Source organism: Clostridium intestinale DSM 6191 (genome assembly GCF_900130055.1).
Taxonomy (GTDB): domain Bacteria; phylum Bacillota; class Clostridia; order Clostridiales; family Clostridiaceae; genus Clostridium_T; species Clostridium_T intestinale.
On the sequence record NZ_FQXU01000012.1, the window covers coordinates 23,688 to 50,312 of the forward strand.

The following is a 26,625-nucleotide window of genomic DNA, read 5'->3' on the forward strand; positions in this document are numbered from 1 at the left end:
CTACTTCTTTTCTATAACTAATAAGTTATAGCCATCATAGTTAGTGTCTATAGAAACTATTTTGTGTCCTTCTTTTTCAACACTCTTAGGAACATTATTTATTGGCGCTCCATCATCTAAGTAAAACCCTCTCTGATCTCCAGATTTTATCTTAGATAGCTCCACCTTAACTTTTACAAAGTTTATAGGACATTGAACACCTCTAAAGTCAACAACTTGAACAGAAGGTTTAGAGTCTTCAACCTTTTCTGCCTCTATTTCAGTTTCTTTAGCTAAGGTTATTTCTAATTGTCCATTTAAAGAAGCATACATATCCTTAACCTTAGTTGCTAAGTATTTAATATCATCTTCTTTAGAGGTTATATCACTTACATCTCCTAATTTGTAATCTATAAGTTCATCAAAAAGATCTTTTATACTTTCTTTTACATATCCCTCTTCTATAAAATGTTTGCTAAACTCTTTAAATATTTGTCTATCCTTATCTGTATCAACACCTTTTAATATTAAAAGCGCTCTAGCTGCTGATACTGCTCCGCTATATAGATCGGCTGAACTTTTGCTTACAGAGAATTTTTGAAGTGAGCTATCTGCATTGGCTAAATCTAGCTTAATAACGTCAAATACTCCTGTACTACATTCTCCAGCTCCTCTACCTTCTATAGAGAACTTTTTAGAAGCACCAAGATCATAATAAAGTTCTGGATTCTCTTTAGCGCTATCTACAGAAGAATAGTCTTCAACTAATTTCTTTATATCTTCTCTTTTTTCTTTTAGGAACTTCTCAAAGTCCTTAATTTCTGAAGAAACTTTTAAACCAGCAAGATCTAGAAGATATTTAGGAATCTTTTTAGCTGGAATATCTCCAAAAACCTCACCCATTTTTGCTCCACCAGCACCTACGAATCCACCAAATGATATTGAATAAGATGGAACTAATCCATCCTCAGATCTTATTGCTCTTCCACTAAACCCAATTGCTCCTTTTTGATGTTGTCCACAAGAGTTAGGACATCCAGAAATAAATAGTCTAGGTAAAGCATCCTTGATTTCATCACTTGCTCCCTTAAACTCTTCTTTTATTCCCTTTAGTAGTCCTTGAGATAAACATAATCCTAATTGACAGGTTGATGCTCCTGCACAGGTTACTGAATTATCTAAATCAAATCTTGATGAAAACTCTTCAATCTCTTGTGCTAGTTTTTCTACATCATTTCCTTTTAAATTTCTTACATAAAGTCCTTGCGTAGAAGTTAGCCTAATGCCAGCATAATATCCTAAATTCTTAACAAAATTTATTATCTTATTTATAGATTCTGAATTCATATTTCCGCTTTGAGGATGAACATAAATTGAATAATATCCATCTTGCTTTTGCTTAAATATAACATTTTTATATTCATCTTTTATCTCAATAGAATATCCTGCATCATAGTCAGTGTTTTCAAAAGCACTGTCCTCTATAACTAAATCTAGGTCTCTACTTACTTTTACCCTATTTAACTCATTATTGAATAGCTCAAGGAATTTTTCTTCCCCTAATCTATGAACTATATATCTAATTCTAGCTTTATGTTTATTGCTTCTATCTCCTTCTTTTTCAAAAAGTTCTTTCATAGCCTGTACATAATATAAAGCTTCTTTAGTTTCTATAAAATCTGATAACTTAATAGCTACTCGTGGATTTCCACCAAAGCCGCCTCCACCATATACTTCAAAGCCCTTAACTCCATCCTGAAGCTTTGCAATAAATCCTAAGTCAGAAATAGTCGCATTGGCTGTATCTTCTGGAGAGTTTGAAAAAGCTATTTTATACTTTCTTGGAAGATTCATAGTGGATGGATCCTTAATAAGATAGTCTGTAACCTCTTTTACATAAGCAGTTACGTCAAAGACTTCATCACTAGAAACTCCTGATAATGGTGATAAAGCCACATTTCTTACTGTATTTCCACCAGTTCCCTTTGTGATTATTCCTACCTTTATTAACTTTTCCATAATAGCATGTACGTTTGTTAACTCTACATTTTGAAACTGAATATCTTCTCTAGAAGTCAGATGTATTTTCCCGTTAGAATACTTATCTGCTAGTTTAGATACTGTTTCAAACTGTTCTAGGTTAATTACTCCACCAGGTATTCTAAGTCTAACCATGTAAGTTTCTTTTTCTCTTTGTTCATAAATTCCCATAGCTACTCTAAATGCTTTAAATCTTAATGGGTCTATTTCTTTATTTAGATACTGTTTCGACTTTATATCAAACTCTTCTACACTTTTAAAATGCTCTTCTAATACATTAATCATCTTCACACACCCCAAATAATTATTTAACTAATTAGGTATTCTAACTTCTCCACACCTTCTTTAGTTATCTTGAATATATTAAAAACTGGCTCCTCTTTTTCTAGCGAAACTATTCCATATAAAGCTTTAGGATCGTAGGCAAGTTTCTTATCCTCCTCTGATGGTCTTGATGGAGTATAAGGATGGGAGTGGTAATTCCCTAATAATATCAGTGCTTTTCCTCTTATAGCTCTAATAGTATCAAACTGCTCTTTGGGATCCATAGAAAAGTGTTCACTACTTTCATCTATGTTTCTTAATGCATATACCTTTTCTATATAGATATCCTCTTCTTTTTTTGTACCTGCGATAAGTCCACAACACTCTAATGGGTATTCTGCTTTAGCTTGGTTAATTATGTTTTCATACTCTACTTTTGGTAAATATATCATTATATAGCCCTCCTAAATCAAACCTAAAGCTTAAGGTCACAAGTTGGAGCAGCATAATCTATAAGTTCAGTTATAGTAGGATGTTCTCCACAAACTCCACATTTCTTATTATGATTTACTTTGATTTTCTTAAATTGCATCTTTAATGAATCATAAGTAAGAAGATATCCTGCAAGTGGTTCCCCGATTCCAAGCAAATATTTTAATGCTTCAGTAGCTTGAAGAGTTCCTATTACACCTCCCATAACCCCTAAAACTCCAGCTTCTCTACAAGTTGGAACTGCACCTTCTGGTGGTGGTGTTTGGAATATACATCTATAACAAGGTGTTCCGTTGTCAGGTATATATGTTGTAAGCTGTCCCTGGAATCTTATTATCCCACCATGAGAGAATGGCTTTTTAGCTAATACACAGGCATCATTTATTAAAAACTTAGCTGAAAAATTATCTGTACCATCTATGATAAAGTCATAATCTTGATCTGCTATTATCTTCAATATATTTTCTGATGTAACAAACTCATGATAAGTTATTACGTTTATATCCGGATTCATTTCATTTATAGTTTCTTTTCCTGATTGGACTTTAAGCTTGCCTACATCTTTTGTTTGGTGAATTATTTGTCTTTGAAGATTAGATAAATCAACAACATCAGCATCAACGAGTCCTATAGTTCCAACACCTGCTGCCGCTAAAAACATTGCTGCTGGGGCCCCAAGTCCACCAGTACCTATTATAAGAACCTTAGAATTAAGAAGTTTTTCTTGTCCTTCTACTCCAACTTCTGAAAGTATTATGTGTCTAGAATATCTCTCTATTTGATCATCTCTAAAGTCCAATACTTCCACCTCCCATAAAGTATAAGAAATCTACTTCATCATTTTCTTTAAGCTTAGTGTCAGAAAAACTATCTCTTTCTAAAAACTCCCCATTTAATTGAACTGAAACCATATCCGGCATTTCTACATCCTCTGCTTTTAAAAGCTCAGTTACTGTTAAAATTTCTTCATAACTTTTTTGTTCTCCATTAACTTTGATATTCATGTTTTCTCCCCCTAATCGTTATTGCCTAGTTTTTTAGTATGAATACTATATTTTTCTTGAATTATTATTAAAAATACCACTTTGTATTAAAATTGTCAATATGAATTTTCCATTTATTAAAGAGCTTATACTTAGTAAATTCACATCAATCCGCATTTAGTCACACTTACTTATTTGGAAAATATATTTTTAACTATAAAATATTTTTGTATCTTTATACTTACGCCATTTTATTATATAATTACTAGATAAAGGAGGATGTTCTTATGCTTTCAATAATAGTAGCTGTAGCTGAAAATAATTCTATTGGTAAAGATAACAATCTCCTATGGAGATTGCCAGGGGATCTAAAAAGATTTAAAGAAATAACTGATGGTAATACTATCGTTATGGGAAGAAAAACATTTCTTTCTCTACCAAAAGTTCTTCCTAACAGACATCATATAGTTATAACTAGAGATAAAAATTTTAGTATAGATGATAAAAACGTGACTGTTATTAATTCATTAGAAACTATTTTAGAAAAATACTCTAATAATCCTGAAGAGGTTTTTATAATTGGTGGAGGAGAAATTTATGCTTCGTTCTTTCCATATGTTGAAAAGATTTATTTAACCAAAGTTTATAAAAATTTTAATGGTGATACTTTCTTTCCAGAAATAGACCACTCTAAATGGGAAAAGACTTATGAGAGTCCTGTACAAGAAGAAAACAATTTAAAATATAAGTATACAAATCTAATAAAAAGAGAGCATTAGAAAATTTCTAATACTCTCTTTTTATTAATGTATAGCTCTCTTTTTATATCTCTTACCAGTTACCTCAACATTTCCTATAGTTATTAATGCATTTTCATCAAACCCTAAGACTATAGATTTTAATTTAGTTATCTCAAGTCTAGAGACTATTACATATATAACATTAGTTTCTAAACCTTTATATGCACCTTTTCCATCTAATAATGTAAGACCTCTTCCTAGCCTGTCCATGATTGCACTTGTTATATCATCGTACTGTTCTGATATAATCATTACAGCTTTAGCTTCATCTAATCCTTCTACAACAATATCTATTACCTTAAATGCTATGAAATATGCTAATAATGAGTACATTGCCTTATCCCATCCAAATATTAGAGAAGATATTCCTAATATAAAAAGGTTAAAAAACATAACAATCTCACCTATAGAAAAACTAACCCTCTTATCTAAGATAATAGCTACTATTTCTGTACCATCTAAAGAACCGCCATTTCTTATTATAAGACCTACTCCCGCTCCCATTATTACACCACCAAAAACCGCTGCTAGTAATATATCATGGGTTATTCCTGGTACAGGATGTAATACACTTACTCCTATAGATAGACAAATTACTGAAAATAAAGTACATATAGTGAAAGTTTTTCCTATATGCTTATATCCCAGTATAAAAAATGGAACATTAAACAAAAATGTAAATAGCCCTAGAGGAAGCCCTGATACGTGACTTGCCATAATTGACATTCCTACGACTCCTCCATCTACAAGCCCATTAGGAACCAAAAATATCTCTAATCCTATTGATACTAAAGCACATCCTAAAATCATAAATAATCCATTTACTACGTAATTAACTCTCTTTTTTACTTTCACTGCACTTCCTCCCCCCTTTTATTTTATTTATAATTATACATTTTCTAATAAGCTTTAGTAAATATTAATTTTATCCATAATAAAAGGGAGATAAGATATCTCCCTTTTATAAAAATCTATTTAGTTTTATATAGCTGTTCAGCTTTATCCCAATCTACAACATTCCACCAATTATCTATGTATTCAGCCCTTTTATTTTGATATTTAAGATAATATGCATGTTCCCATACATCTATAGCTATTATAGGCTTAACACCTAATTCTACTGGTCCATCTTGATTTGGAGTAGATACTATCTTAAGATTTCCTTTATCATCTTTAATTAACCATGCCCATCCAGATCCAAATCTACCTAACGCCTCTTTTTTAAATTCTTCTTTAAACTTATCAAATGAACCAAAAGTTTTATCTATAGCAGTTTTTAGTTCCCCTTTTGCTTCTCCACCTTTATTAGGCCCTATTATTTCCCAAAAGAATGTATGATTATAATGTCCACCTGCATTATTTCTAACTTGTTCTTTAATTTCCTTAGGTAATTTTTCTAAATTAGATAATAAGTATTCTAAAGTTTTATCTTGAAGCTCTGGATATTTTTCTAATGCCTTGTTTAAGTTATCAATATAAGCTTGATGATGTTTGTCATGATGTATTCTCATTGTAGCTTCATCTATATATGGTTCTAGTGCATTGTATGCATATTTTAATGCTGGAAGCTGAAATGGGTATGTATTTCCTGCAACTTTATCATCTTTAGCCTTTACTGGAACCATAACTATTCCTAAAATCAGCATAGCTGTTAAAAGTATTCTTAATAATTTTTTCATTATATAAACCCTCCTTTTTTCTAAAGTATTTTTTACCTTATTAAGGAGTTTTATTAATGTAAATTCTACCAAATTTTCTTTTGTGATATTTTTTTACATATTTTTTTCTTGTTTTCCAGCCGCATGCCGTCGAAATTTCTACATATAGTATAGGTTATCCACATTGTCCACAATATGTTGTTGATAACTTTTTTATAGTATATTCTTTTTTTAATCTTCCTTTAAAATGAAAAAAACCTTTAAGATTTCTCTTAAAGGTTAATATACAATATAACACCGTGCACCTCACTTCGACAGTAATCTATGAACGTTACCTAAGTAGTTAGCTCAGACCAGGTTAATCCACGGCACACGGAAGGATTCACTTATCGCTGCTTCCTTCCGGACCTGACGAGGTTCATGAGCTTCCGTTGCGTGGGACCCAATCCTCAACACTACTTGCTTAGGGCAGACTCCACAAATTAAAGCCTAGGCGAGGAATTCAATCCTGCTATAGCGGATTGCAGGTTACAGGGCACCGCTAACTCCCCATCTAGCACGGCATATGGCGGAGAGAGGGGGATTCGAACCCCCGGTAGAGTTTCCCCTACACCCGCTTTCCAGGCGAGCTCCTTCAACCGCTCAGACATCTCTCCATATCAGTGCATTTCCTCTAGGTGTATTAGGTTATCACCTAATTTCCTGACACGTATTCCATTATAACAATTTAAAAGTATTGAGTCAAGGCATTATACTAAAATAGACCTGTGGTAAGTTTTCACTTATTGAAAACTATATGGGAATAGCTATCAATAACTATTCCCATATATCTTAAGCTTTATTTCTTTCTCTAAAAGTTACAGCTGCTATATATATAACTCCAACTATTATACCTATAACACTTACTAATTGGGCTACTCTTATTCCCATAAAGTATAAGCTATCTGTTCTTAAACCCTCAATAAACAGTCTTCCTAATGAATATAATGCAAAGTAAGCAAAGAACAATCTTCCCTTAAGGTCTCCTCTATATGTTCTATATATCCACACTAAAAATATACACACAAGAACATTCCAAATAGATTCATATAAGAATGTTGGATTATAATAAGATCCATTTATATACATTCCTTTTTGAATAAACTCTGGAAATTTACTTATAAATTCTTCTGACACTTTTCCACCATGCGCTTCAGAATTAAAAAAGTTTCCCCATCTACCTAATGCTTGAGCTAGTATTATTGATGGTGCTGCTAAATCTGCATAATCTAACATAGATATCTTCTTCCATCTCGTATATATAAAAGCTCCAAGCATAGCTCCAATAAGACCTCCATGTATAGCTAAGCCACCTTGTCTTATATTTATAATTTCAGATAAATTATTTCTATAATAATCTAATTCAAATATAACATAATAAGCTCTTGCTCCCACTATCGCTAGTGGAAATGCCACTATAAATATATCAATTAATTTCTCAAAATCTATTTTTCTTTTAGGCGCATTTATATACGCTAATAAAAATGCAAGTATAATCCCTAAAGAAATAAGAATTCCATACCATCTAAATTCTATTCCAAATAAATCAAACGCAACTGGATTCATGTCTTTCTCCTCCATACTTTTTTTATATTTTCTATGATACCACATTTTTATAGAATTTATATGAAGAATTTGAAGTGTATTCTATAATGATAGAAATTAATACAGTTTTATATTTATTCTATTTTATATCGAGTCTGCTCTAAGGCTCATAAACACTATATATTCTTAACAATCTATATTTATAAGAAGATATATTCTTATACTCTTATCTTCTTATATTCTCCTATAAAATAAAAAACCGCTACAAATTTAATTGTAACGGTTCTTTAAGGGATTCTATTTTTTAGCTCCTTCTAGAGCTTGGTTAACTGCTTCTAACACTCCATGAGATGAAGACGATGCTCCACTAACAGCTTCTACATCTTCAGTACTTTGTTTTTTTATTATATTTGGTATTAATTCATTTTTAACACCATCTATAATTGTCTCAGTTTCTTTATGCTCAAGAACTTCTATATTATCTATCTTACCGCTTTTTACAGTTACTTCAACTTTTATATTACTTGAAGCTCCTTTTCCTTCTCCTGTATATGTTCCATCTTTATATTTGCCGCTGCTACATGCAACAAACAAAACACTTAAAACCACTAATATGCTCATTAATCTCATTAACTTTTTCACTATATGAATCCTCCAAATTATAAATTATTTTATAAATGTTACTGCATTTTTTCCTGCTGTTCTTCCATAAGTAACTATATCCGCTAATGCGTTACCACCTAATCTATTTCCACCGTGAACTCCACCTGTAACTTCTCCTGCTGCATATAATCCTGGGATTGTATTTCCATCTTTATTTATAACTTCTGCATTTGTGTTTATTTTAACTCCACCCATTGTGTGGTGAACTGCTGGAGTAACAGGAATTGCATAAACTTTTCCTTTGTTTAACTGTCTTGGAAGGTCTGGTCTCTTAAATTCATCATTTTTAGATTCAACACCTGTATTGTATTTATTAACACTTTCAGTTAATGATGCTGGATTTACTTCTATTTTCTTTGCTAATTCTTCTAGATTATCTGCTTCTATAACTAGTCCCATATTAAAATATTCTTCTGTAGCTTTTAAACTTTCTTTTAATCCATCTTCAAAGAATAGATAAGCTAATTTATCTTTTTGTTCTAGTATTGCAGCTGAAACTACGTCTCTAGTTTCTAACTCATTACAGAATCTTTTACCATCTTTATTTATAAGTATAGCTCCATTACCTCTTACTGCTTCTGTTACCATTACTGCTTTATCCGGTACAACTGTTGGATGAGTTTGAATTTCTGCCATGTCAACAAAATCTGCATTTATTGCCTCAGCTAACTTTATACCATCTCCTGTAGCACCACTGTGGTTAGTAGTTGCAAATCCTTTTAAGTTCGCATTATACGATACAATCATTTCTTCATTTGCTCCAAAACCACCAGCTGTAAGTATAACTGCCTTCGTATTTATTGTATATTCTTTTCCTTCTTTATCTGTAGCTTTAACTCCAGATACTTTTCCATCTTTATCTAATACTATCTCTGTAGCTTTATTCCATAATCTTATATCAACTTTTTCTTTATCCGCTGCTTCTTTTAATGTTTTTACTATGCTTGCTCCTGCTGCTGCACCACCTGTAGGTCTATGTGTTCTATAGTTAGTTGCTCCCGCCATTCTTCCAACGTCACTTAAGTCAGCTCCTAACTTAGTTAACCATGCAACAGAATCTTTAGCTTCATTTGCTAATTTTCTAACTAAATCTGGGTTGTTTTTGTTATATCCACCCTTCATTGTATCTTCATACATAGTTTCTATGCTATCTTTTATTCCTTTTTCTTTTTGTTGCTCAGTTTCTGCTGCATTTAATCCACCTGTAGCTCTGTTAGTATTTCCTCCAACCATAGGCATCTTTTCTAAAACTATAACATTTTTAGCACCATCTTGTTTAGCTTGTACAGCTGCTGAAAGCCCTGCTCCGCCAGCACCTATTACTACTACATCAGCACTTTCAGTTTTTTTACATCCAGTTAACGCTAAGACTGGTATAGCAATTGTCAAAACCATCATTACCTCTAAAATCTTTTTCTTCATTATTGTATCCCCCTGTAAAAGTTTTTTTCTACACCTAGAGTATATTTGTTAATTAATAAACAAACAATATTCTGCTCTTATTGTTTATTTTGGTCTTTTTGTTCACAGCTTTTTTACTAGTTAAATGATTTCATTTAATCTTTTATTGAGAAAACTAGTTTTTCCATGTTATTTTATTCACATATATAAGAAAAAAAAGTAGCTTCCGCTACTTTTTTAATCTATAGTAATTGTTAGGCCTTCCTACTTTTCCATATTCTAAAGTTAATTCCATTTTTCCTTCCTCAACCATATATTCTAAATATCTTCTTACTGTAACTCTAGCTAATCCCACCTCATCAGCTAAGCTGTCAGCCGTAACCTCCTTAGCCGGATTATTATTTATTGTTCTCCATATTTCATTGTAAGTTACTAAACTTAAGCCTTTTACAGTTTCTTTTTTACTTACATTAGAATTTTCACTGTTAACTATGTATTTATCAATATGCTCTTGCTTCAAATCAACTAAAGAACTCATCTTATCATGTCTATTTTTATATTTTATCAACGCCTCATTAAATCTATCTTTAGAAAATGGCTTAACTAAATAATCAACCGCTCCATACCTAAAGGATTCATCAACACTTTGAACGCCTTTTTCTGCTGTTATTAATATAGCATCACAATTAATATCATTTTTCCTTACCCATTTTAATAAATCAATTCCATTCCCATTTGGTAAAAAAACATCTAACAAGATTAGGTCTACGCTATTTTCTGATAAAAACTCTTGAGCCTCTTTAATTCTTGAACATTCATAGATTACATTAAAGCCATCGATTTTACCTAAAAATTCTTTATTTATCTCTCTTACCATAGGATCATCTTCTACAATAATAACCTTTATCAAATAATCATCCCCTCTTATATTTTAACTTTCCATTCTGTTATTTTCCCGCTGGTAAAGCTTATCTCTCCACCTAAAGAATCTAGTATTTCTTTTACATTATATAGACCATACCCTCTATCACCGTTTTTAGTTGTAAATCCTCTATCAAATAAATTAATCCCTATTTCTTCCTTTATAGCCTCACCATTATTTCTTACTTGTATTATAATATTATCTTCCTCAGATATAAATATAGACATTTCTCCATTTTCTTTATCTTTTAATACATCTATAGAATTATCTAAAAGATTTCCTATTACGGTGAGTAAATCATGAGTTCCTACCTTCTCACGCTCTTTTTTCAGATTACATCCCTCTTCTATTATGAATTTTATTTTTGCTTCCTGGGCTTTATGGTACTTAGCTAAAATCAATCCCTGTATAGACACATCTTCTATTTTCTTAAGAGATTCTACTACCTTATTTCCCATCTCAGATACATCAAAAATATATTTTAAAGCCTTATCATATCTCTCTAATTGAATTAATCCAGCAATAGTATGTAGTTTGTTCATAAATTCATGGTTTTGTGCCCTTAAATCCCAAGTTAATAACTTTATACCCGTAAGCTCCTCTGCCATTTTAGTTACTAATGATCTATCTTGGAAATTAACTAAAGCTCCTATTATATTTCCCTCATTGCCTGTGATACCTTTATAATTACTTAATATTATAGTATCATCAGATAATTTTTCAGTTCTATTATAATACTCTTCTCCAGTTTTAAGCACTTCTTTTAAATTATTTAATATGATTGGATAAATGTATTCTTTATCATCTATATTTAAAATTTCCTTTGCCTTTTTATTTAATACTGTTATTTCCCCTTTAGTGTTTATTGCTATTAGACCATCATTTGTATTATCTATTACCGCTTTTCTTTCCTCAACTAACAGAGCTATTTCCTTTGGCTCTAATCCAAATATAGTTTTCTTTATGTTATTTGAAAGAGCATATGCCCCAATAACACCTATTACAAAAGCTAGACCTATATAGGGAATTAATTTGTACATAAAAGATGTTGCCTCTTGTTTCCAGTCAGTTTTTAAAATCCCTACACATACAGCACCTACTTGTATACCCTCCTTATAAACTGGAGCAAAAGCCCTTACTGAATATCCTATTCTCCCCAGACCCTCTGATATGTAACTTTCTCCACTTTCAAGTACTCTTTTATCATCTCCACCTTCAAAAGGCATACCTATGTATTGTCTTAATGGATGAGAATACCTTATTCCATTCATATCAATAACAACTATAAAATTAACCTTCATTTTTAAATTAAGTTTTTCTGTAAATGTCTGAATCTTGAAGTTATTAACACCCTTCTCAAGTTCATCTTCTATAAGTGGTACAGAAGCTACAGCTTCAGCAGTATCTAATAGATAGTTTTCATTTTTTGCATTTACTTTATCTCTAACCATTTTCATGGCGAAGTTAGAAATTACCCCTATAACCGCCATAATTACTACAATAGTTAATAACATTATTTTATTTCCAAGTTTCATATTATTCTCCTAAGTAACAAACTCTAATAAAACTAGTATAACAAAAAACGTGGGTTCATAATAACAGGGAAATAAATTAAGCCCCAAAAGGGGCTTCTATAAGATTAATTCAAGCTTCTTTATATAAGAATTCATTTTGGTCATTTGGAATTCTGTTTGTTGATTTCACCTTAATAGTTGGTAAGGCTACCTTGTTTCCTTTATACTCTACTTCATTAACATTTATAACTCCATTTACCTGAAGCCACTGTCCTTTTTCTGGCATGTTTGCTTCATCAGCCTTAAATACTAATGCTAAGTTCTGAGAATCAGCCACACAACAATTAAGTACACTTCTACCTAGATAAAAAATCCCCTTCTCTTTTTCTACCTTATATACAAAGCCACTTATATCGACTTCTCTCCCTAAATAACTTTTAGGATTCTCCTGAAGCTCCTCAAAGTAACAAAAAAAATGTTCTTTATCAAATTTAATTATTCCCGTCTCATTAATCTTTTCATGACTTTCTTTATCTTCATGTATATCCTGATTGTTTAATATTAGTGTTACTCCCTTATATTCAGTAGCTTCTATTCCACTTACTTCTCTTCCATACATCATCAAAATAAAAGCGATAAAAAAAATACCATAACCTTTTTTAACCCCTTGTCTTGAAGGAATTGTGAATACTCTAGTTAATTGAAACAAAGAAATAATTCCTATCAATATTATTGCAAATACAGTGTAATAAAACATTTTGGGATGCACATAATTGTAGAGTCCTTCAGTTTTTAATAAGTATATCAAGTACAAATCAATAAATGTCAAACACAAAAACCATATAAATTCATTTAAATTAAATTTCTTCATCCATACCTCCTATATTAAGCAACCTACTATAAAACATGAAGAAAATACTAAAAACATAAGTTTAAACACAAACCCTTTCTTAAACCCACTAAAAAGCATTAAATTATTTTTTAAATCTAACATAGGTCCAAGTATTAAAAATGCCATAACTGGACCTAATGAAAATTGAGTTAAAAAGCTTCTAGCAACAAAAGCATCTGCCTCAGAACAAAGTGATAATAAATAAGCTAAAACCATCATAACAATTACAGCTAACAATTTATTAACAGCTAGTCTATTTACAATATCAGTGGGTATTACCACTTGAAATAAAGAAGCTAATGTACTTCCTATTATTAAATATTTACCTATGCTGTATAACTCTTCACCTATATGTCTTATTAATACCTTAAGGCTTTTCTCTTTTTTAAGTTCTTCACATCCACAGTCACAAGTAAAGCTTATATTTCCTTCTTTTAGAACATATTTGTTATTATTTAGAACCTCTAATAAAAAACCAATAATTATGGCTAATACTATCCCTATACCTACCCTTAATAACAAAACCTTAGCACTTTGACCAAATGCTTGATATGTAGATAGCATAACCACAGGATTTACTATAGGTGCAGCAAGCATAAATGTAATTGCTATGTTTGTAGGAACACCTTTTTTTACAAGTCCCCTAGTTACTGGAACAGTGGCACATTCGCATAGAGGAAAAAAGAGCCCTAATAGTGATGCTACTATGGCTCCTCCTAACTTGTTTTTAGGTAGAACTTTCTTTATTAATTCCTCAGTCAAAAAGGTGGTAATAATACCTGCTACTAAAGCACCTATTAAAATAAAAGGAATAGCTTCTATAAATATCCCAATAAATAAAACGCAAAAACTTTTAAACATATCATTTAAAGCCATTAATTCTTACCCACCCCCTATTCACATATTTTTAAAATAATCCGTTATCATTTTGTATATTCCCTTACTTATTATTTTGCTGCTTTTAATTTCTTCTTGTAGCGAATCTATTGATTTACTTATCAATATGTATGAATCCTTATTTAGACCCATAATAGTATCCTCAACCTTATTCTTTTTTTCATCGAGAAGATCTCCGCAATTATTTATTATTATCATATTTGCTCTATGAATGTAAGATAATATGATAGCTCCCATACTTTTTAGAAATATCTCAATAATCCTTCCATCTACAATTACGAATAAAGCCCCTAAAGTTCCTTTTGATGCATCTACATTTTCTATAAGATTATTTACAGTTTGTACCCCATTTGCTTCTATTATTATTCTATGTGGTTCATGAAAGTTTATAGCTCTATTTAACACTCTCTTATCTATTTGGGCGTTGCTTCTAAATTCCTTTATAACAACTCTATCATCAGACTTTAAATCATCTCTTATTTCTGTGTTGCCCTTTTCACACTGCATAATAAGTACTTTTTCATCCTTAGTCAAAGTTTCTTCCAAGTAAGCATTAATAAATGAAGTTTTACCCCAGGATAAAAAACCGCCTACTATTTCTACTGTGCATTTTTTTGCCATTCTACGCCCTCACATAAATATTTTTCCTATATTTACTTTAATATTTATATTCTTTTAAATATTACATTATTACTTATCATATATTTTATAAGGAAATTAATTATTTAGGAGGAAATATGATTTCATATAAAAAAGATGAGTTTTTAATCATGAAAAATGAAGAGTTATGGGCATTTTATAAAAACTATAAAAACGAAATTTGTTATACAATATTGAAAGAAGATTCTTCTGGAGAGGAGGTTTCTTTAATAAAAGACTGTCATAAGTTACTTTCGGTTATTTTGAGTAACAATGGATATATCTATATATTAGCTATATCCTCAACTAAAGCCTTAATGTTTTACACTTATAGTGACTTAGGCATAAGAGAAAATACTTTATTAAATTACTCTTTTGATATGGAGTATATTCAAGTTATTTCTCTAAATAACTCGTTAAATTTAATATATACAAGATACGATAATAGCTCATTAAGCCTTTATCATAGAATAATTGATTCTAATTTGTATATAACTGCACCAGTTTTAATTGATAGAATTCAAAAAATTACTGATTTTCCCTTTATAGCTACTGTTAACTCTACTGATTTAATTGTATTATATCTAAAGAAATCTCAAGACTACTATATAGGTTATAGAGCATTTTCACCTACTAAATATGCCTGGGGATCATTCATAACTTTAGATAAATCTCCTCTTCTTCCTTATGATTATTCATTTATATTAGGAGAAAATAATCTATCAGCTCTTAGTTATTCTATAAAGGACAATTATAATTCTTTCTTGCGATATGGAATTATAATAGACAATGTTTTCAAAGGAAAAACTTTAAAGACAACAGAAAATGTAAATAACTATTCATATCTTATATATGAAAAAGACCACTTTTACTTAACCTATACCTTTAAGAATAAATTATTTCTAAATCTTTTATCTGTTGGCGGAGATCTAATATCTATAGATACTATTCCTTATTCTAAAGAAAGCAAAATAGAAAAATATATTGTTCAAAGTGATTTGGATAGCGTTTCTTTTACATCTGCTTTTATATTATATGAAAATAATAAATTGAAATATTCAGTATTATCTTTAATATCAAGAGTTATAAATAATGAACCTAAACATAGTGCCGCGACAAAAAAAGTGGATACAACCTTATATTATGAAAGGCAACTTATTGAAAAAGAACGCTTAATAAACAAATTAAATTTAGATATTTCAAATTTAAAAAATGACATATCTCAACTAGAGAGAACTAGGACAACTGTTGAATCCAAAGATAATGAAATTAGAGCCTTAAAAGAAGATTCCTTAAGAAAAAATTCTTCTACAGTTCAGGAATATGAAAGAAGACTAAAGGATAAGGACATCCTAATAAAAAACTTAAATAGTATTGTATCTGACCTACAAGAGAAGTTATCTGATAAGCGTAAAGTCATAGATTCTTTGACTTTAAGCAACAAGGAGCTTTTTGATAGGATTACCTTATTACAAGAAAATAGTGATACTGTATCTAAACTTAAACTTCAATTATTAGATAAAGAATCCACTATATCAAACCTCAGATTGGAGATAAAAACTTTGCAAAACGAAATTGAGACCTTAAAGACCTCAAGAGGCTCTATATTAAAAAAATTTTTTGAATAGAGAAGGATACTGAAGTTTCTGATTCTAGAAATTTCAGTATCCTTAATATTTATTTATTGATATATATTTTTTTCAATTCAATCAATAGTTGCTTCATTTCATCAAGTGTATTAAAGTAACCTGGACTTATCCTTACGGTTCCCCGTTTTTCAGTCCCTATAACCTTATGCACTAATGGAGCACAATGATACCCAGTCCTTACGTATATATCTTTTTTATTTAATAATTTTCCTACTTCAGAGCTTTCCATACCTTCTATATTTATCGATATTATAGCTGAGCTATCTTTAGAATTTGTCCCATAACATTCTATAAAAGGCATACATTCAAATTCACCTAATAAAAAATCTACAAGAGTCTTTTCTTTTATTCTTATATTGTTAATACCCTCATCTTCAATAAACTTTAGTCCGCTATTTAAACCTACAATTCCTGGTGTATTTAAAGTCCCGCTCTCAAACTTATCAGGTAAAAATTGAGGTTGCTCTAAGCTATGTGATTGACTTCCTGTCCCTCCGTACTTAAGCTCTTTTAAAGCAACATTTTTATTTATAATCAAAGCTCCTGTTCCTTGAGGGCCTAATAAACCTTTATGTCCAGGTACCGCTAAAAGATCTATATTATACTTATCTATATCTATTTCTATAGTTCCGGCAGTTTGAGCTCCATCAACTATAAACTTAATATTATTCCTTCTAGCCAAGTCCCCAATAGCTTTTATATCTTGAATTGTCCCAATTACATTTGAACCGTGATTTATTATTATAGCTTTAGTATTAGATTTAATTTCTTTTTCTATTTCATCTACTGAAAGAAGTCCATCTTTATCACCTTTTAATAAAGATACTTCAACTCCTTGTCTCTCTTTTTGCTTAACAGGTCTTAATACCGAATTATGCTCAAGGTAAGAGGTAATAATGTGATCTCCTTTTTCTAATAACCCATGTATAGCTATATTTAATCCATCTGTAGCATTTGCTGTGAAAATCACATTTAATGGATTATCTATATTAAAAAGTTTAGCTATCCTTTCTCTGCACTCATATATCTCCATATCACATCTTATAGACATATCATGAGCACCTCTTCCTGGATTAGCACAATAATCCCTTACACACTTTATCATCTCTTCATATACACTACGAGGCTTAGGAAAAGAAGTAGCTCCATTATCTAAATATATCATTTAAATCCTCCTATATCTTCACAAGAACATAACGTAGGCTTTTCCCATTAATCACTCTTTTATATACATTTCTAATTCTTATTGAATTGCTCTTAATCTCCTCTATTACTTTATCAAGATCGTTCTCAGTAAATTCTATTGCACGAGAGCAACCAGCTGTAATTGTGCATGGTGTTGCAATCATACTTATATCAAATTCTTTATTCTTTAGTATCTTAAAAAGCTGTAGGCACTCACTATTAGAGTAAAAAACAACTATATAAGCAATTTTCATAACAGCCTCCTTTGTATTACGTAAATCAACCCCCATATCTTAAATTTACAGGGGGTTGATAGTATCTTCCTTTATTCTCCGCAGAAATAATCATTTGAAGATGGTGGATCAAAACAATCCATTGGAAAATCTAAAGTATCAAAATACTTGCATGGGTCTCCAGGAATGATTGTTTCACAATCTGGAAGCTCGCAAGGTCCTGCTGAAGATACTGATAAATTAACAATTCTATAAAGTTTAATTATAGTAAACAATCCTATTACTGCATTAGGAACATATTGTAGAACGCCCTCAACATCTATAGGAACTAAAGTAGCTGCTAATGGATTAACAATTGCTTGAACAAATACGTTTGGTGCTTCTGGATTTATAACGAATTGAGGAACAGTTGTTGAGTCAAAAGTATAAATAGTTGAATTTCCTGTTTCTCCTCCAAATAAATAAGCAACCTTACTGAAAGATGTTGTTGCAATTAAAGTTTCACTTACTCCTCCAGCAGTTGTAACAGTTAGTGTTATAGTAAAATTATAAGTTATATTTACATTCCAATAGCCATTTTCACAGAATGGACTTTGAACAACACTAGTTGTAATTCCAGTAATTACTGAATCAACTATTAATAATGTTACAGGTTCAGTAAATGCTAAAGAGTCCCCAGGAACATTGGATACTAGAACAGCTATAATAGCTGGGTTTATAGCTGGTGCTGCTAGCGCTAACGCTGTTATAGGTATAGGATCTAAATCACCATGTTTAGAGATTTCATGGCTAGAACAACCACAACAAGTGTTAGGAGAAAAAGTGCTTAAACAATCTTTTTGTTTACACTTTCCGTATACTTTTTTAGCTATTATACATTCATCTATGATTTCTTGTTGCCTTGCTAAACCATTAACTTCAAAATTATCTTGCATTTTTTATCCTCCTTATTAAAATTATAGGATTCTATATTAGTTTCAATAATATAATATGGAGGACCTTCGATATGTGTGATTTGTTATTGTAAAAATTTTCTAATTTAAATTAATATTTATATCCTTTATGTATGTTTATGATATCTCTTAAAATAGAAGCAGCTGCATTTATAGTTCCAGATGCCCCACCCATAACAACTAATTCCCCTAAAGTATCAGTTTTAAATCTCAAACCTTTATTTTTACCATTAATTGAAGCTAAAACATTATTTTTTTCTACTAATCTAGGTTTGACCTCTATTGAAACATTATTATCTATATTAGATATAAGTCCTACTAACTTGTATTTAGACCCATTTTTCTTTGCTTTTTCTATATCTTCTTTTTTTAAATGGGTTATACCTTCCACATTTATATCTTTTAGTGATATATTTTTATTCATAATAACATTTGCCATTATAGTCATTTTTATTGCAGTATCCCATCCTTCTATATCCAAAGATGGATCCGCCTCAGCTATTCCTAAATTCTTGGCTAATTCTAATGCCTCATTAAAGGATATACTCTTACTTTCCATCTCATCTAATATAAAATTACTTGTACCATTTAATATCCCTTCTATAGACAAAATTTTAGAACCTGCTAATTCTATTAATCCAGAATTCAAAGAAGGTAGAGCTCCTCCTGTAGTACACCCCAGCCCCATAGACACTCCACTCTTTAATGCCCGCTCTTTTAAATCACTATATGCTAATAATATAGGTCCCTTATTTCCAGTCACTACATTTATCCTGTTATCAAGTGCATATCTTATATGACTTAACCCCGGTTCTCCAGTTTCTTTATTTGTGTGTGTTAACTCTACCATTAAATCCACACAATTAGAATTTAACACTTCTCTATAATCTAAGTCCTTATTCCATAATGAATGTTCTCTTAAATCATTTAAACCACATAATTTCTGTAAATCTATGCCATCACTACTATAAACTCCTCCCTTAGAATTTAATATAGCTACTACATTAATATTTAATCCTTGGTCTATAAGTTCATCATTTTTATCAACCAATAGCTTTATAAATGATTTTCCTACTCCACCGAAACCCAATAATGCCAAATTCATTACACTACCTCCAACACTTTTATTAATTCTTTATATAAATTTAAGATTTATTAAATACACTTATATGACTTAATGTTATATAATTATATTACTTGATAAAAACTATGAGGTGATTAAGACGATGAGAGATATTTATATTGTACTTACAGCAACAGGTACATTTTATGCTAGAGCTATACGTTTATACACAAAAAAACAATATACTCATTCTTCCATTTCTCTTGATGAAGAATTAAGCAGTATGTACAGCATGTGCAGAAAGTATGCTAGAAACCCGTTTTTAGGAGAATTTAAAAAAGAAGAAATAAATAAGGGTGTTTTTTCATTTTATCCAAATTGTCCATCTGTAGTAATAAAAATAACTGTAGACGCAACTCAATACACTCAAATGAATTCAATACTTAAAGATTTTAATAGAAAACAAGTTAAATATAACTTAATAGGAATATTCTTTAAATTATTTAACAAGGAGTATCAAGCGAGGGACAAGTTCTTTTGTTCAGAAATGATTGCTTATTTACTTAAAGAAACTAATGTCTATGAATTTGACAAGCCTCTAAACTTTGTAGAGCCTATGGATTTATTAGAAATACCTTCTGCTGAAATAGTGTATCAGGGACCATTAAACAACTATCAAATGGCAGCATATTAAAAATTGACCACTAATACATAGTGGTCAATTTTTTTTACGCTTATTTTTAAAAAAGTTACTTAATATTTCGCTACATTCTGTATCATAAGTCCAGTTCACTTCTACAAAACTACTTAAGTGTGGATGATTAATTATATTTGCAACTGATCCACACGCCCCTAGTTTAGGATCAAAAGTTCCTATAAATAACTTGCTTATTCTACTTTGAATTATAGCTCCAGCACACATAACACAAGGCTCTAAGGTTACATATAATTCACAACCATTTAATCTCCAATCCCCTAAACATCTAGAAGCTTCTTCTATAGCTAATACCTCTGCATGTGCTAAAGAAGACTTTAAACTTTCTCTTAAATTATGGGCTCTAGCTATAATATGACCATCTTTTACTATTACAGCTCCAACAGGCACCTCATCCTTCTCCAGAGCTTTATAAGCTTCTTTAATAGCTTCTTTCATATAACTCAATGGAAAACCTCTCCTCTTAAGTAAATATCCTAACTTTTTTAATCCTATTTTTATCTATTTCTTCAACTACAAACCTCATGTTTTCATAGCTTACTTCTTCCTTAGGTTCTGGTATTCTTCCTAGTTGACCTATAACAAATCCTCCTATAGAATCAAACTCCTCAGACTCCATTTTTACACCTATTAACTCACTTAAATCATCTAATCTTATTCTACCATCTACAATATATTCATCCTCTTTAACAACTTCAATTTCTTCCTCTAGCTCATCATACTCATCCTCTATTTCTCCAACTATTTCTTCTAATAAGTCTTCTATAGTCACTATTCCAACCGTTCCACCATATTCATCTAATACAACAGCCATATGATTTCTACTTTTTTTCATCTCTTTAAATAGCTCTGTTACCTTCTTAAATTCAAAGGTATAATAGGCTTCTCTTATACAATCCTGAACCTTAAAGTTATCTTTATTATTTAAAAGAATTAAATCCTTAACATACATTATTCCTATAATATCATCAATACTATCATTATAAACAGGAATCCTAGAGAACTGTTCTTCCTTAATTATATCTATAACATCATCATAGGTTGAGTCTAAACCTAATGCCACTATATCTACTCTTTGAACCATTACATCTTTAACTTGAATATCACCAAATTCAAACACATTAAAGATCATTTCCTTTTCTTCTTCTTCTAAAACGCCTTCCTCTTCACCTACATCAACCATAGTTTTTAGCTCTTCTTGAGTTATAAATGGTTGATCTTTATTTAAATCTCCTCCAAACAACTTTAATACGGTAGAAGATATAAATGTAAATATTGCTACAAAGGGTCTTAAAATTTTCACTATTATATTCACACTGCTTGAAACCTTTAACGCAACCCCTTCTGACCTTTGCTTTGCTATTGATTTAGGTGTTATTTCTCCAAATATAAGTATTAAAATAGTCATTATTGCAGTAGCTACTCCTACTCCTGATTCACCAAACGTCTTCATAGCCACTGATGTAGCTAATGCAGATGCTCCTATATTTACTACATTATTTCCAACCAATATACTTCCAAGAAGTTTGTTTGGGTCTTCTGTAAGTTTTTCTATTAATTTAGCTCCCTTAACCCCATCTTCAACCATATGCCTTATTCTTATTTTACTTAAAGACATAAGTGCTGTTTCCGATGCTGAAAAAAACGCAGATAATAAAAGTAGAAATATAAGCACTATTATCTGCAACGTATAACTTGAATCCAAAAAAATCACTCTCCTATAGTTTGGTAAATGTTATTTCAAATATTATACCATATTTATATGTTTCGATTAATATTTACCAGACAAAATATCTAATAAACTACCTTAAAAAAGTACTAATCCTAGGTTTAATGTTGTTTATTTTAAGTTTTTTATGCTTTTTGTGCATTATTAGTTATTCTTATATGCCCATATTAATACCTCAAACACCTCATTTAAGTCACTCAAATTAACTGAATCGCTGACTTATAATATTATTATGAGATTAATAATGTTAAAGGAGGTGAGGGCTATGGGAGTTAATGATAAAATATTTACAGAAGGTAAAATAGGAAAAACTTTATTAAAGTTTGCTATTCCTGCAATGATTTCTCTCTTAGTAGTTGAACTTTATAACATGGTAGATACTATATATGTAGGTAGATACATCGGTTCTAACGCTATAGGAGCATTAACCATAGCCTTTCCTGTACAAAGATTTATGACATCCATAGGTATGTTGATTTCAGTTGGAACTTCTACCTTTGTTGCTAAAAATCTAGGAGAGAAAAATTATAATGGCATAAAAAAAACAATAATAAACAGTATAATAATGACACTGTTATCTTTAGGAATTTTATCTTTAATAATATATGTATTTCATCAACCTATAATAACTAAATTAGGGGCCAGTGAAAATTTATATCCATTTGCTGAAGACTATATATCTATAATTCTTATAGGAACAGTATTTCAGGGACTAACAATAGTTATGGGATATATAATGACCTCTTTAGGTGATACTAGAATAAATCTCTATGCAAACTCTTTAGGTGCTATTGCTAATGTATTTATAAATCACTTATTTGTTGCAATGCTTGGCTATGGAGTAAAAGGTGCAGCTATTGCAACAATAATATCTCAATTTATAGCTTTCCTATTTATAAGTTATAAATTCTATAAAACAAAGAATACTTTAAAACTAGATATTACTGCTTCTGGATTAAGCAAAGAGTTTTCTAGCAGTTTAATAAAAGATATATTTACTATAGGTTTTTCAACTTTTGTTATAGAAATTTCAGATGCTGTAGTTTCAGTAGTACTTAATAACTTACTTTTATCAACAGCTGGAGACAATGCTATAATTATGATAGGAGTTATAACAAAGGTTTCTATGTTTATGTTTGTTACAATAATAGGAGTAAGCTCATCTATGCAACCTATAGTTTCTTATAACTATGGTGCAGAAAATAGAGAAAGAATGCTTAAAGCCTTAAAGGTTTCTATAAAATGGGTAACTATATTCTCCTTAGCAATATGGAGCGTACTTATGTTATTCACTCCATCTATAATAGGATTTTTCCTTAAAGAAGCTGAATTATTAAAAGAAACCATAACTGCTTTTAGAATATGTATATCTATCCTTCCAGTAGTAGGGATATATTATATTGGAATTTACTACTATCAAGCTATAGAGGAATCTGGAAAGTCTTTTTTACTTTCAGTTTATAGACAAATAATAATATTTATTCCTCTAGCAATAATACTAATTAATTCATTTGGAGCCATGGGAGCTTGGATTGCTTATCCCTTATCAGATTTAATATCTGCAATAACATCTATCTTTTTCATGAAGAGAACTCTTACTCCAAAAGTTAAAGAACCAAAAAGATTTCTTAAACCTAAGTTATCATAAAGTGATAATCCAAAACCTTGTTTTGGTATCTATATAATTTAAAAACAGTTAAAGAGTCAATCAACCGTTTCGTGTTAATTGACTCTTTTTCTTTATATAATACTATTGCAAAAAATTTCTCATAGGTCTATAATATGAACATGGTTCATATAAAGAGAGGGATTAGATTTGCCAAAGATTATAGAAAACATAAGAGAATTAATTTTGGATGAAGGAAAAAAAGCTTTAACTAATTCTAATTATAAAAATTTAAATATAAGAGAAATAACTAAGGCCTGCGGAATTGGTACAGGAACTTTTTATAATTACTTTAAAAATAAAGAGGAAATGGCTATAGCTATCTTTGAAAGAGATTGGGCTAATATAATATATTCTGTTAAATCCATTGTAAAGGCAGATATAAGTTTAAAAAATAAACTTTTTCAAATATACCTTTGTATAGATGGGTTTTTAAGTGATCATATATCTATTTTTATTGAAATGTCCTCTGATAATTGCAGTTATAAGCAAGATATGTCAACAATGGCACCATTATATGAAGCTGTAGAAGAAATTCTTGTTTTGCATAAAAGCACTCTTAATACTAATTTAGAAGTAAAAAAATTAGCTGCTTTTATAATATATAACTTTAATAATATGGCTAAAACCAAATATATTACTTTTGAGGAATTTTACAGTTTATTAGTACTATAAATATTTAGGAGTATCTCCTAAATATATTTTTTAAATTTATGTGAACATAGTTCATAAAAGGAGTGTATTAAATGAATAACAAAAAAACTTTAGCACTTATATTATTTTTATTAGGTATATTCATAGGGGCTATGGATACCGGTATAGTTTCTCCTGCTAGAACAGTAATAGCTAACTCCTTTGGAATTGATGCCAGTAGTTCTATATGGATGATAACCATATATACTTTAGCTTACGCTGTTACCATGCCAATATCAGGAAAGCTCTCTGATATATATGGTAAGAAAAAAATATATACTATCAGCATACTAATATTTGGAGTAGGTTCTTTACTTTGTGGTATCTCAGATTTTTATGGTGGGTTTACCCTTCTTTTAGTAGCTAGAGTTATTCAAGCTATAGGTGGTGGCGGAATTATGCCTATTGCTACAGCATATATAGGCGAGACTTTTCCTCCTGAAAAAAGAGGTTCTGCTCTAGGTATGGTTGGTGCTATATATGGTATTGCAACCACTTTAGGCCCTACTATAGGTTCTGGCCTATTAAGCCTAGTAGGTAATGATAACTGGGGATTTTTATTCTTTATCAATGTACCTATAGTATTAGTCATTCTTATATTATCAAAACTTACTACAGATGAAAGCTCAAAAAATCCTAACAGTAAGCTAGATACAAAAGGAAGCATAGTTGTTAGTGCTCTTATTCTTTCACTAATGTATGCATTAACTAACTTAAACTTCCATGACTTTATTAATTCTATAAAATCTATTAGTGTTTATCCATTTTTAATAATATTTGTTTTATTGGTACCTGTATTCATATATGTTGAAAAGCGAGCTAAAAATCCAGTCATAAACTTAAAATACTTTAAAGATAGAAACATAACACTAACTTTAATAATAAGTTTCATTGTAGGTTCTGGTCTTATGGGTATTGTTTTTGTTCCTCAATTTGGGGAAAATGTTCTTAAGCTAAAGACTGGTTCTGGTGGCTATTTAGTAACCTTAATGGCTGTATTTTCTGGAGTGTCCGCACCTTTAGGCGGTAAATTGATAGATAAATACTCGGCAAAATTTATACTTACAATAGGCTTTATATCTACAATTATAGGCACTCTTACTTTATCACTTATAACAGCCAAAACAAACTCTCCAATAACTCTATTTATTGGTTTAGCATTTATAGGAATTGGAATGGGCTTTTATATGGGAACACCTTTAAATTATTTAATGCAAAGCTATGTTCCTAAAAATGAAACTTCTTCAGCTCAAGCAACACTTTCTCTTATTCGTTCCATAGGAGTAGCTATTTCTCCAAATATATTGATTAATTTTATAGCAGATGCAGGCAAAAATATGGCTCCTGAACTTATGAAGGTTCTCCCTCAACCTGAGGGAATGCCCGTATCAGCTTTAAGCGGAGGTGGAATGGCAAGTGATACATTATCATCATTACAAAATGCTGATGTAACTACAATATTTGATGCAATTAAAAACTTTGCTCTATCTATGATAGATAAAGTAAGTCCTATGATTAAAGCATCTTTAGCTAACACCTTACCTCCTAATGTTTCGTCTGATTCTATTATAGAGGGAATTAAATCTAGTTATCTATTATCTTTAGATACAAATAGAGCTACAATAGAATCTACCTTCCAAAGTGTATTAAATGGCGGTTTCGCTAAACTATTCATTGGTGCTGCTATTATAGCTGGTGTAGGATTACTATTCACCTTAATGCTCTCAACTAACAAAACTAAATCTGAAATTTAATAAAAGCCCTCTCTGAAAAATTTTAGAGAGGGCTTTTAAAATATTTCCTAAGAAATTTTTTTTCTAAAAGTTATAGTTAAAATTATAAATATAAATATTAATAAACCTAAGTTTTCATTATTATTAAAAGAGGGAATGTTTATTCTTAACAATATGTATATAATAACGAGCAAACTAATAAAAAACATCCCTTTAACTTTGCTTCTTTCCTTAGTTTTAGGTTCTTCATATTTCATCTATATCCCTCCTTTTATTTT

General features: G+C 30.4%; 27 protein-coding genes, 1 tRNA gene and 1 other RNA gene. 6 read left to right on the plus strand and 23 right to left on the minus strand.

Features of this window, described 5'->3' with window-relative positions:
- Genes BUA92_RS17245 through thiS form a run of 4 tightly spaced genes read right to left on the minus strand, consistent with a single transcriptional unit; the run spans position 1 to position 3,779 of the window.
- Complete coding sequence (locus BUA92_RS17245) at positions 1 to 2,304, minus strand: sulfurtransferase TusA family protein (protein WP_073021656.1); 2,304 nt, start codon at positions 2,302 to 2,304, stop codon at positions 1 to 3.
- Between the two features lie 23 nt (positions 2,305 to 2,327).
- A complete protein-coding gene (locus BUA92_RS17250) occupies positions 2,328 to 2,735 on the minus strand; it encodes a M67 family metallopeptidase (protein WP_073021658.1) in 408 nt (135 codons plus the stop codon).
- 23 nt (positions 2,736 to 2,758) lie between these two features.
- Positions 2,759 to 3,574 carry a HesA/MoeB/ThiF family protein gene (locus tag BUA92_RS17255; protein ID WP_073021660.1) on the minus strand — a complete coding sequence of 272 codons (816 nt, stop codon included), beginning with the start codon at positions 3,572 to 3,574 and terminating at the stop codon, positions 2,759 to 2,761.
- Positions 3,564 to 3,779 carry a sulfur carrier protein ThiS gene (gene thiS / locus BUA92_RS17260; RefSeq protein WP_073021663.1) on the minus strand — a complete coding sequence of 72 codons (216 nt, stop codon included), beginning with the start codon at positions 3,777 to 3,779 and terminating at the stop codon, positions 3,564 to 3,566. The genes BUA92_RS17255 and thiS overlap by 11 nt, the downstream gene beginning before the upstream one ends.
- A 266-nt stretch (positions 3,780 to 4,045) precedes the next feature.
- Between thiS and BUA92_RS17265 the strand changes: the two genes are divergently transcribed.
- Positions 4,046 to 4,537 (plus strand): dihydrofolate reductase, encoded by a 492-nt coding sequence (locus BUA92_RS17265; RefSeq protein WP_073021665.1) that lies wholly within the window; start codon positions 4,046 to 4,048, stop codon positions 4,535 to 4,537.
- A gap of 24 nt (positions 4,538 to 4,561) precedes the next feature.
- On the opposite strand, the gene BUA92_RS17270 is transcribed toward BUA92_RS17265, so the two are convergent.
- The 12 genes from BUA92_RS17270 to BUA92_RS22890 form a co-directional block, all read right to left on the minus strand.
- Positions 4,562 to 5,368, minus strand: a complete 807-nt coding sequence (locus BUA92_RS17270) for a YitT family protein (RefSeq protein WP_073021842.1) — start codon at positions 5,366 to 5,368, stop codon at positions 4,562 to 4,564.
- A 161-nt stretch (positions 5,369 to 5,529) separates the two neighbouring features.
- Positions 5,530 to 6,237 (minus strand): superoxide dismutase, encoded by a 708-nt coding sequence (locus BUA92_RS17275; protein ID WP_083553569.1) that lies wholly within the window; start codon positions 6,235 to 6,237, stop codon positions 5,530 to 5,532.
- Positions 6,238 to 6,513: 276 nt separating this feature from the next.
- Positions 6,514 to 6,778: signal recognition particle sRNA large type (gene ffs, locus BUA92_RS17280), an RNA gene on the minus strand.
- A gap of 4 nt (positions 6,779 to 6,782) precedes the next feature.
- A tRNA-Ser gene (locus BUA92_RS17285) sits at positions 6,783 to 6,872 on the minus strand.
- Between the two features lie 175 nt (positions 6,873 to 7,047).
- A complete protein-coding gene (gene lgt, locus BUA92_RS17290; protein WP_073021667.1) occupies positions 7,048 to 7,821 on the minus strand; it encodes a prolipoprotein diacylglyceryl transferase in 774 nt (257 codons plus the stop codon).
- A gap of 276 nt (positions 7,822 to 8,097) precedes the next feature.
- Positions 8,098 to 8,442, minus strand: coding sequence for an FMN-binding protein (locus tag BUA92_RS23630; RefSeq protein ID WP_139259372.1), 345 nt, complete (start codon positions 8,440 to 8,442; stop codon positions 8,098 to 8,100).
- Positions 8,443 to 8,466: 24 nt separating this feature from the next.
- Complete coding sequence (locus BUA92_RS17295) at positions 8,467 to 9,885, minus strand: flavocytochrome c (protein WP_139259373.1); 1,419 nt, start codon at positions 9,883 to 9,885, stop codon at positions 8,467 to 8,469.
- Positions 9,886 to 10,093: 208 nt separating this feature from the next.
- Entirely contained in the window at positions 10,094 to 10,774 is a 681-nt protein-coding gene (locus BUA92_RS17300) for a response regulator (protein WP_073021669.1), read from the minus strand.
- Positions 10,775 to 10,788: 14 nt separating this feature from the next.
- Positions 10,789 to 12,321 carry an ATP-binding protein gene (locus BUA92_RS17305; protein WP_073021671.1) on the minus strand — a complete coding sequence of 511 codons (1,533 nt, stop codon included), beginning with the start codon at positions 12,319 to 12,321 and terminating at the stop codon, positions 10,789 to 10,791.
- 109 nt (positions 12,322 to 12,430) lie between these two features.
- Positions 12,431 to 13,171, minus strand: a complete 741-nt coding sequence (locus BUA92_RS17310) for a TIGR03943 family putative permease subunit (RefSeq protein ID WP_073021673.1) — start codon at positions 13,169 to 13,171, stop codon at positions 12,431 to 12,433.
- Between the two features lie 9 nt (positions 13,172 to 13,180).
- A complete protein-coding gene (locus BUA92_RS22885; protein ID WP_083553570.1) occupies positions 13,181 to 14,068 on the minus strand; it encodes a permease in 888 nt (295 codons plus the stop codon).
- Positions 14,069 to 14,089: 21 nt separating this feature from the next.
- Positions 14,090 to 14,710, minus strand: coding sequence for a GTP-binding protein (locus BUA92_RS22890; RefSeq protein ID WP_083553571.1), 621 nt, complete (start codon positions 14,708 to 14,710; stop codon positions 14,090 to 14,092).
- Between the two features lie 116 nt (positions 14,711 to 14,826).
- Here BUA92_RS22890 and BUA92_RS17320 point away from each other — a divergent pair, with 116 nt between their 5' ends.
- Positions 14,827 to 16,356, plus strand: coding sequence for a coiled-coil domain-containing protein (locus BUA92_RS17320; protein ID WP_073021675.1), 1,530 nt, complete (start codon positions 14,827 to 14,829; stop codon positions 16,354 to 16,356).
- 49 nt (positions 16,357 to 16,405) lie between these two features.
- On the opposite strand, the gene BUA92_RS17325 is transcribed toward BUA92_RS17320, so the two are convergent.
- The 4 genes from BUA92_RS17325 to BUA92_RS17340 all read right to left on the minus strand — a co-directional run bounded on the left by BUA92_RS17325 (position 16,406) and on the right by BUA92_RS17340 (position 19,853).
- Positions 16,406 to 17,542, minus strand: coding sequence for an aminotransferase class V-fold PLP-dependent enzyme (locus tag BUA92_RS17325; RefSeq protein WP_073021677.1), 1,137 nt, complete (start codon positions 17,540 to 17,542; stop codon positions 16,406 to 16,408).
- Between the two features lie 10 nt (positions 17,543 to 17,552).
- Positions 17,553 to 17,816 carry a putative Se/S carrier protein gene (locus BUA92_RS17330; RefSeq protein WP_021803924.1) on the minus strand — a complete coding sequence of 88 codons (264 nt, stop codon included), beginning with the start codon at positions 17,814 to 17,816 and terminating at the stop codon, positions 17,553 to 17,555.
- 71 nt (positions 17,817 to 17,887) lie between these two features.
- The gene (locus tag BUA92_RS17335) at positions 17,888 to 18,730 is read right to left on the minus strand and encodes a hypothetical protein (RefSeq protein WP_073021679.1); all 843 of its coding nucleotides are present in this window, start codon (positions 18,728 to 18,730) and stop codon (positions 17,888 to 17,890) included.
- Positions 18,731 to 18,839: 109 nt separating this feature from the next.
- The gene (locus tag BUA92_RS17340) at positions 18,840 to 19,853 is read right to left on the minus strand and encodes a homoserine dehydrogenase (protein WP_073021681.1); all 1,014 of its coding nucleotides are present in this window, start codon (positions 19,851 to 19,853) and stop codon (positions 18,840 to 18,842) included.
- A gap of 121 nt (positions 19,854 to 19,974) precedes the next feature.
- Here BUA92_RS17340 and BUA92_RS17345 point away from each other — a divergent pair, with 121 nt between their 5' ends.
- Positions 19,975 to 20,505 carry a hypothetical protein gene (locus BUA92_RS17345; RefSeq protein WP_073021684.1) on the plus strand — a complete coding sequence of 177 codons (531 nt, stop codon included), beginning with the start codon at positions 19,975 to 19,977 and terminating at the stop codon, positions 20,503 to 20,505.
- Positions 20,506 to 20,529: 24 nt separating this feature from the next.
- On the opposite strand, the gene BUA92_RS17350 is transcribed toward BUA92_RS17345, so the two are convergent.
- Complete coding sequence (locus BUA92_RS17350; RefSeq protein ID WP_073021846.1) at positions 20,530 to 20,964, minus strand: nucleoside deaminase; 435 nt, start codon at positions 20,962 to 20,964, stop codon at positions 20,530 to 20,532.
- A gap of 25 nt (positions 20,965 to 20,989) precedes the next feature.
- Positions 20,990 to 22,231 (minus strand): HlyC/CorC family transporter, encoded by a 1,242-nt coding sequence (locus BUA92_RS17355; protein ID WP_073021687.1) that lies wholly within the window; start codon positions 22,229 to 22,231, stop codon positions 20,990 to 20,992.
- A 289-nt stretch (positions 22,232 to 22,520) separates the two neighbouring features.
- Between BUA92_RS17355 and BUA92_RS17360 the strand changes: the two genes are divergently transcribed.
- The 3 genes from BUA92_RS17360 (at position 22,521) to BUA92_RS17370 (ending at position 26,368) form a co-directional block, all read left to right on the plus strand.
- Positions 22,521 to 23,903, plus strand: coding sequence for an MATE family efflux transporter (locus BUA92_RS17360; protein ID WP_073021689.1), 1,383 nt, complete (start codon positions 22,521 to 22,523; stop codon positions 23,901 to 23,903).
- Positions 23,904 to 24,071: 168 nt separating this feature from the next.
- Positions 24,072 to 24,596 carry a TetR/AcrR family transcriptional regulator gene (locus tag BUA92_RS17365; RefSeq protein ID WP_021803932.1) on the plus strand — a complete coding sequence of 175 codons (525 nt, stop codon included), beginning with the start codon at positions 24,072 to 24,074 and terminating at the stop codon, positions 24,594 to 24,596.
- A 71-nt stretch (positions 24,597 to 24,667) separates the two neighbouring features.
- Entirely contained in the window at positions 24,668 to 26,368 is a 1,701-nt protein-coding gene (locus BUA92_RS17370; RefSeq protein WP_073021691.1) for an MFS transporter, read from the plus strand.
- A 47-nt stretch (positions 26,369 to 26,415) separates the two neighbouring features.
- On the opposite strand, the gene BUA92_RS17375 is transcribed toward BUA92_RS17370, so the two are convergent.
- Positions 26,416 to 26,604 (minus strand): hypothetical protein, encoded by a 189-nt coding sequence (locus tag BUA92_RS17375; RefSeq protein ID WP_073021693.1) that lies wholly within the window; start codon positions 26,602 to 26,604, stop codon positions 26,416 to 26,418.
- Positions 26,605 to 26,625: the final 21 nt, after the last annotated feature.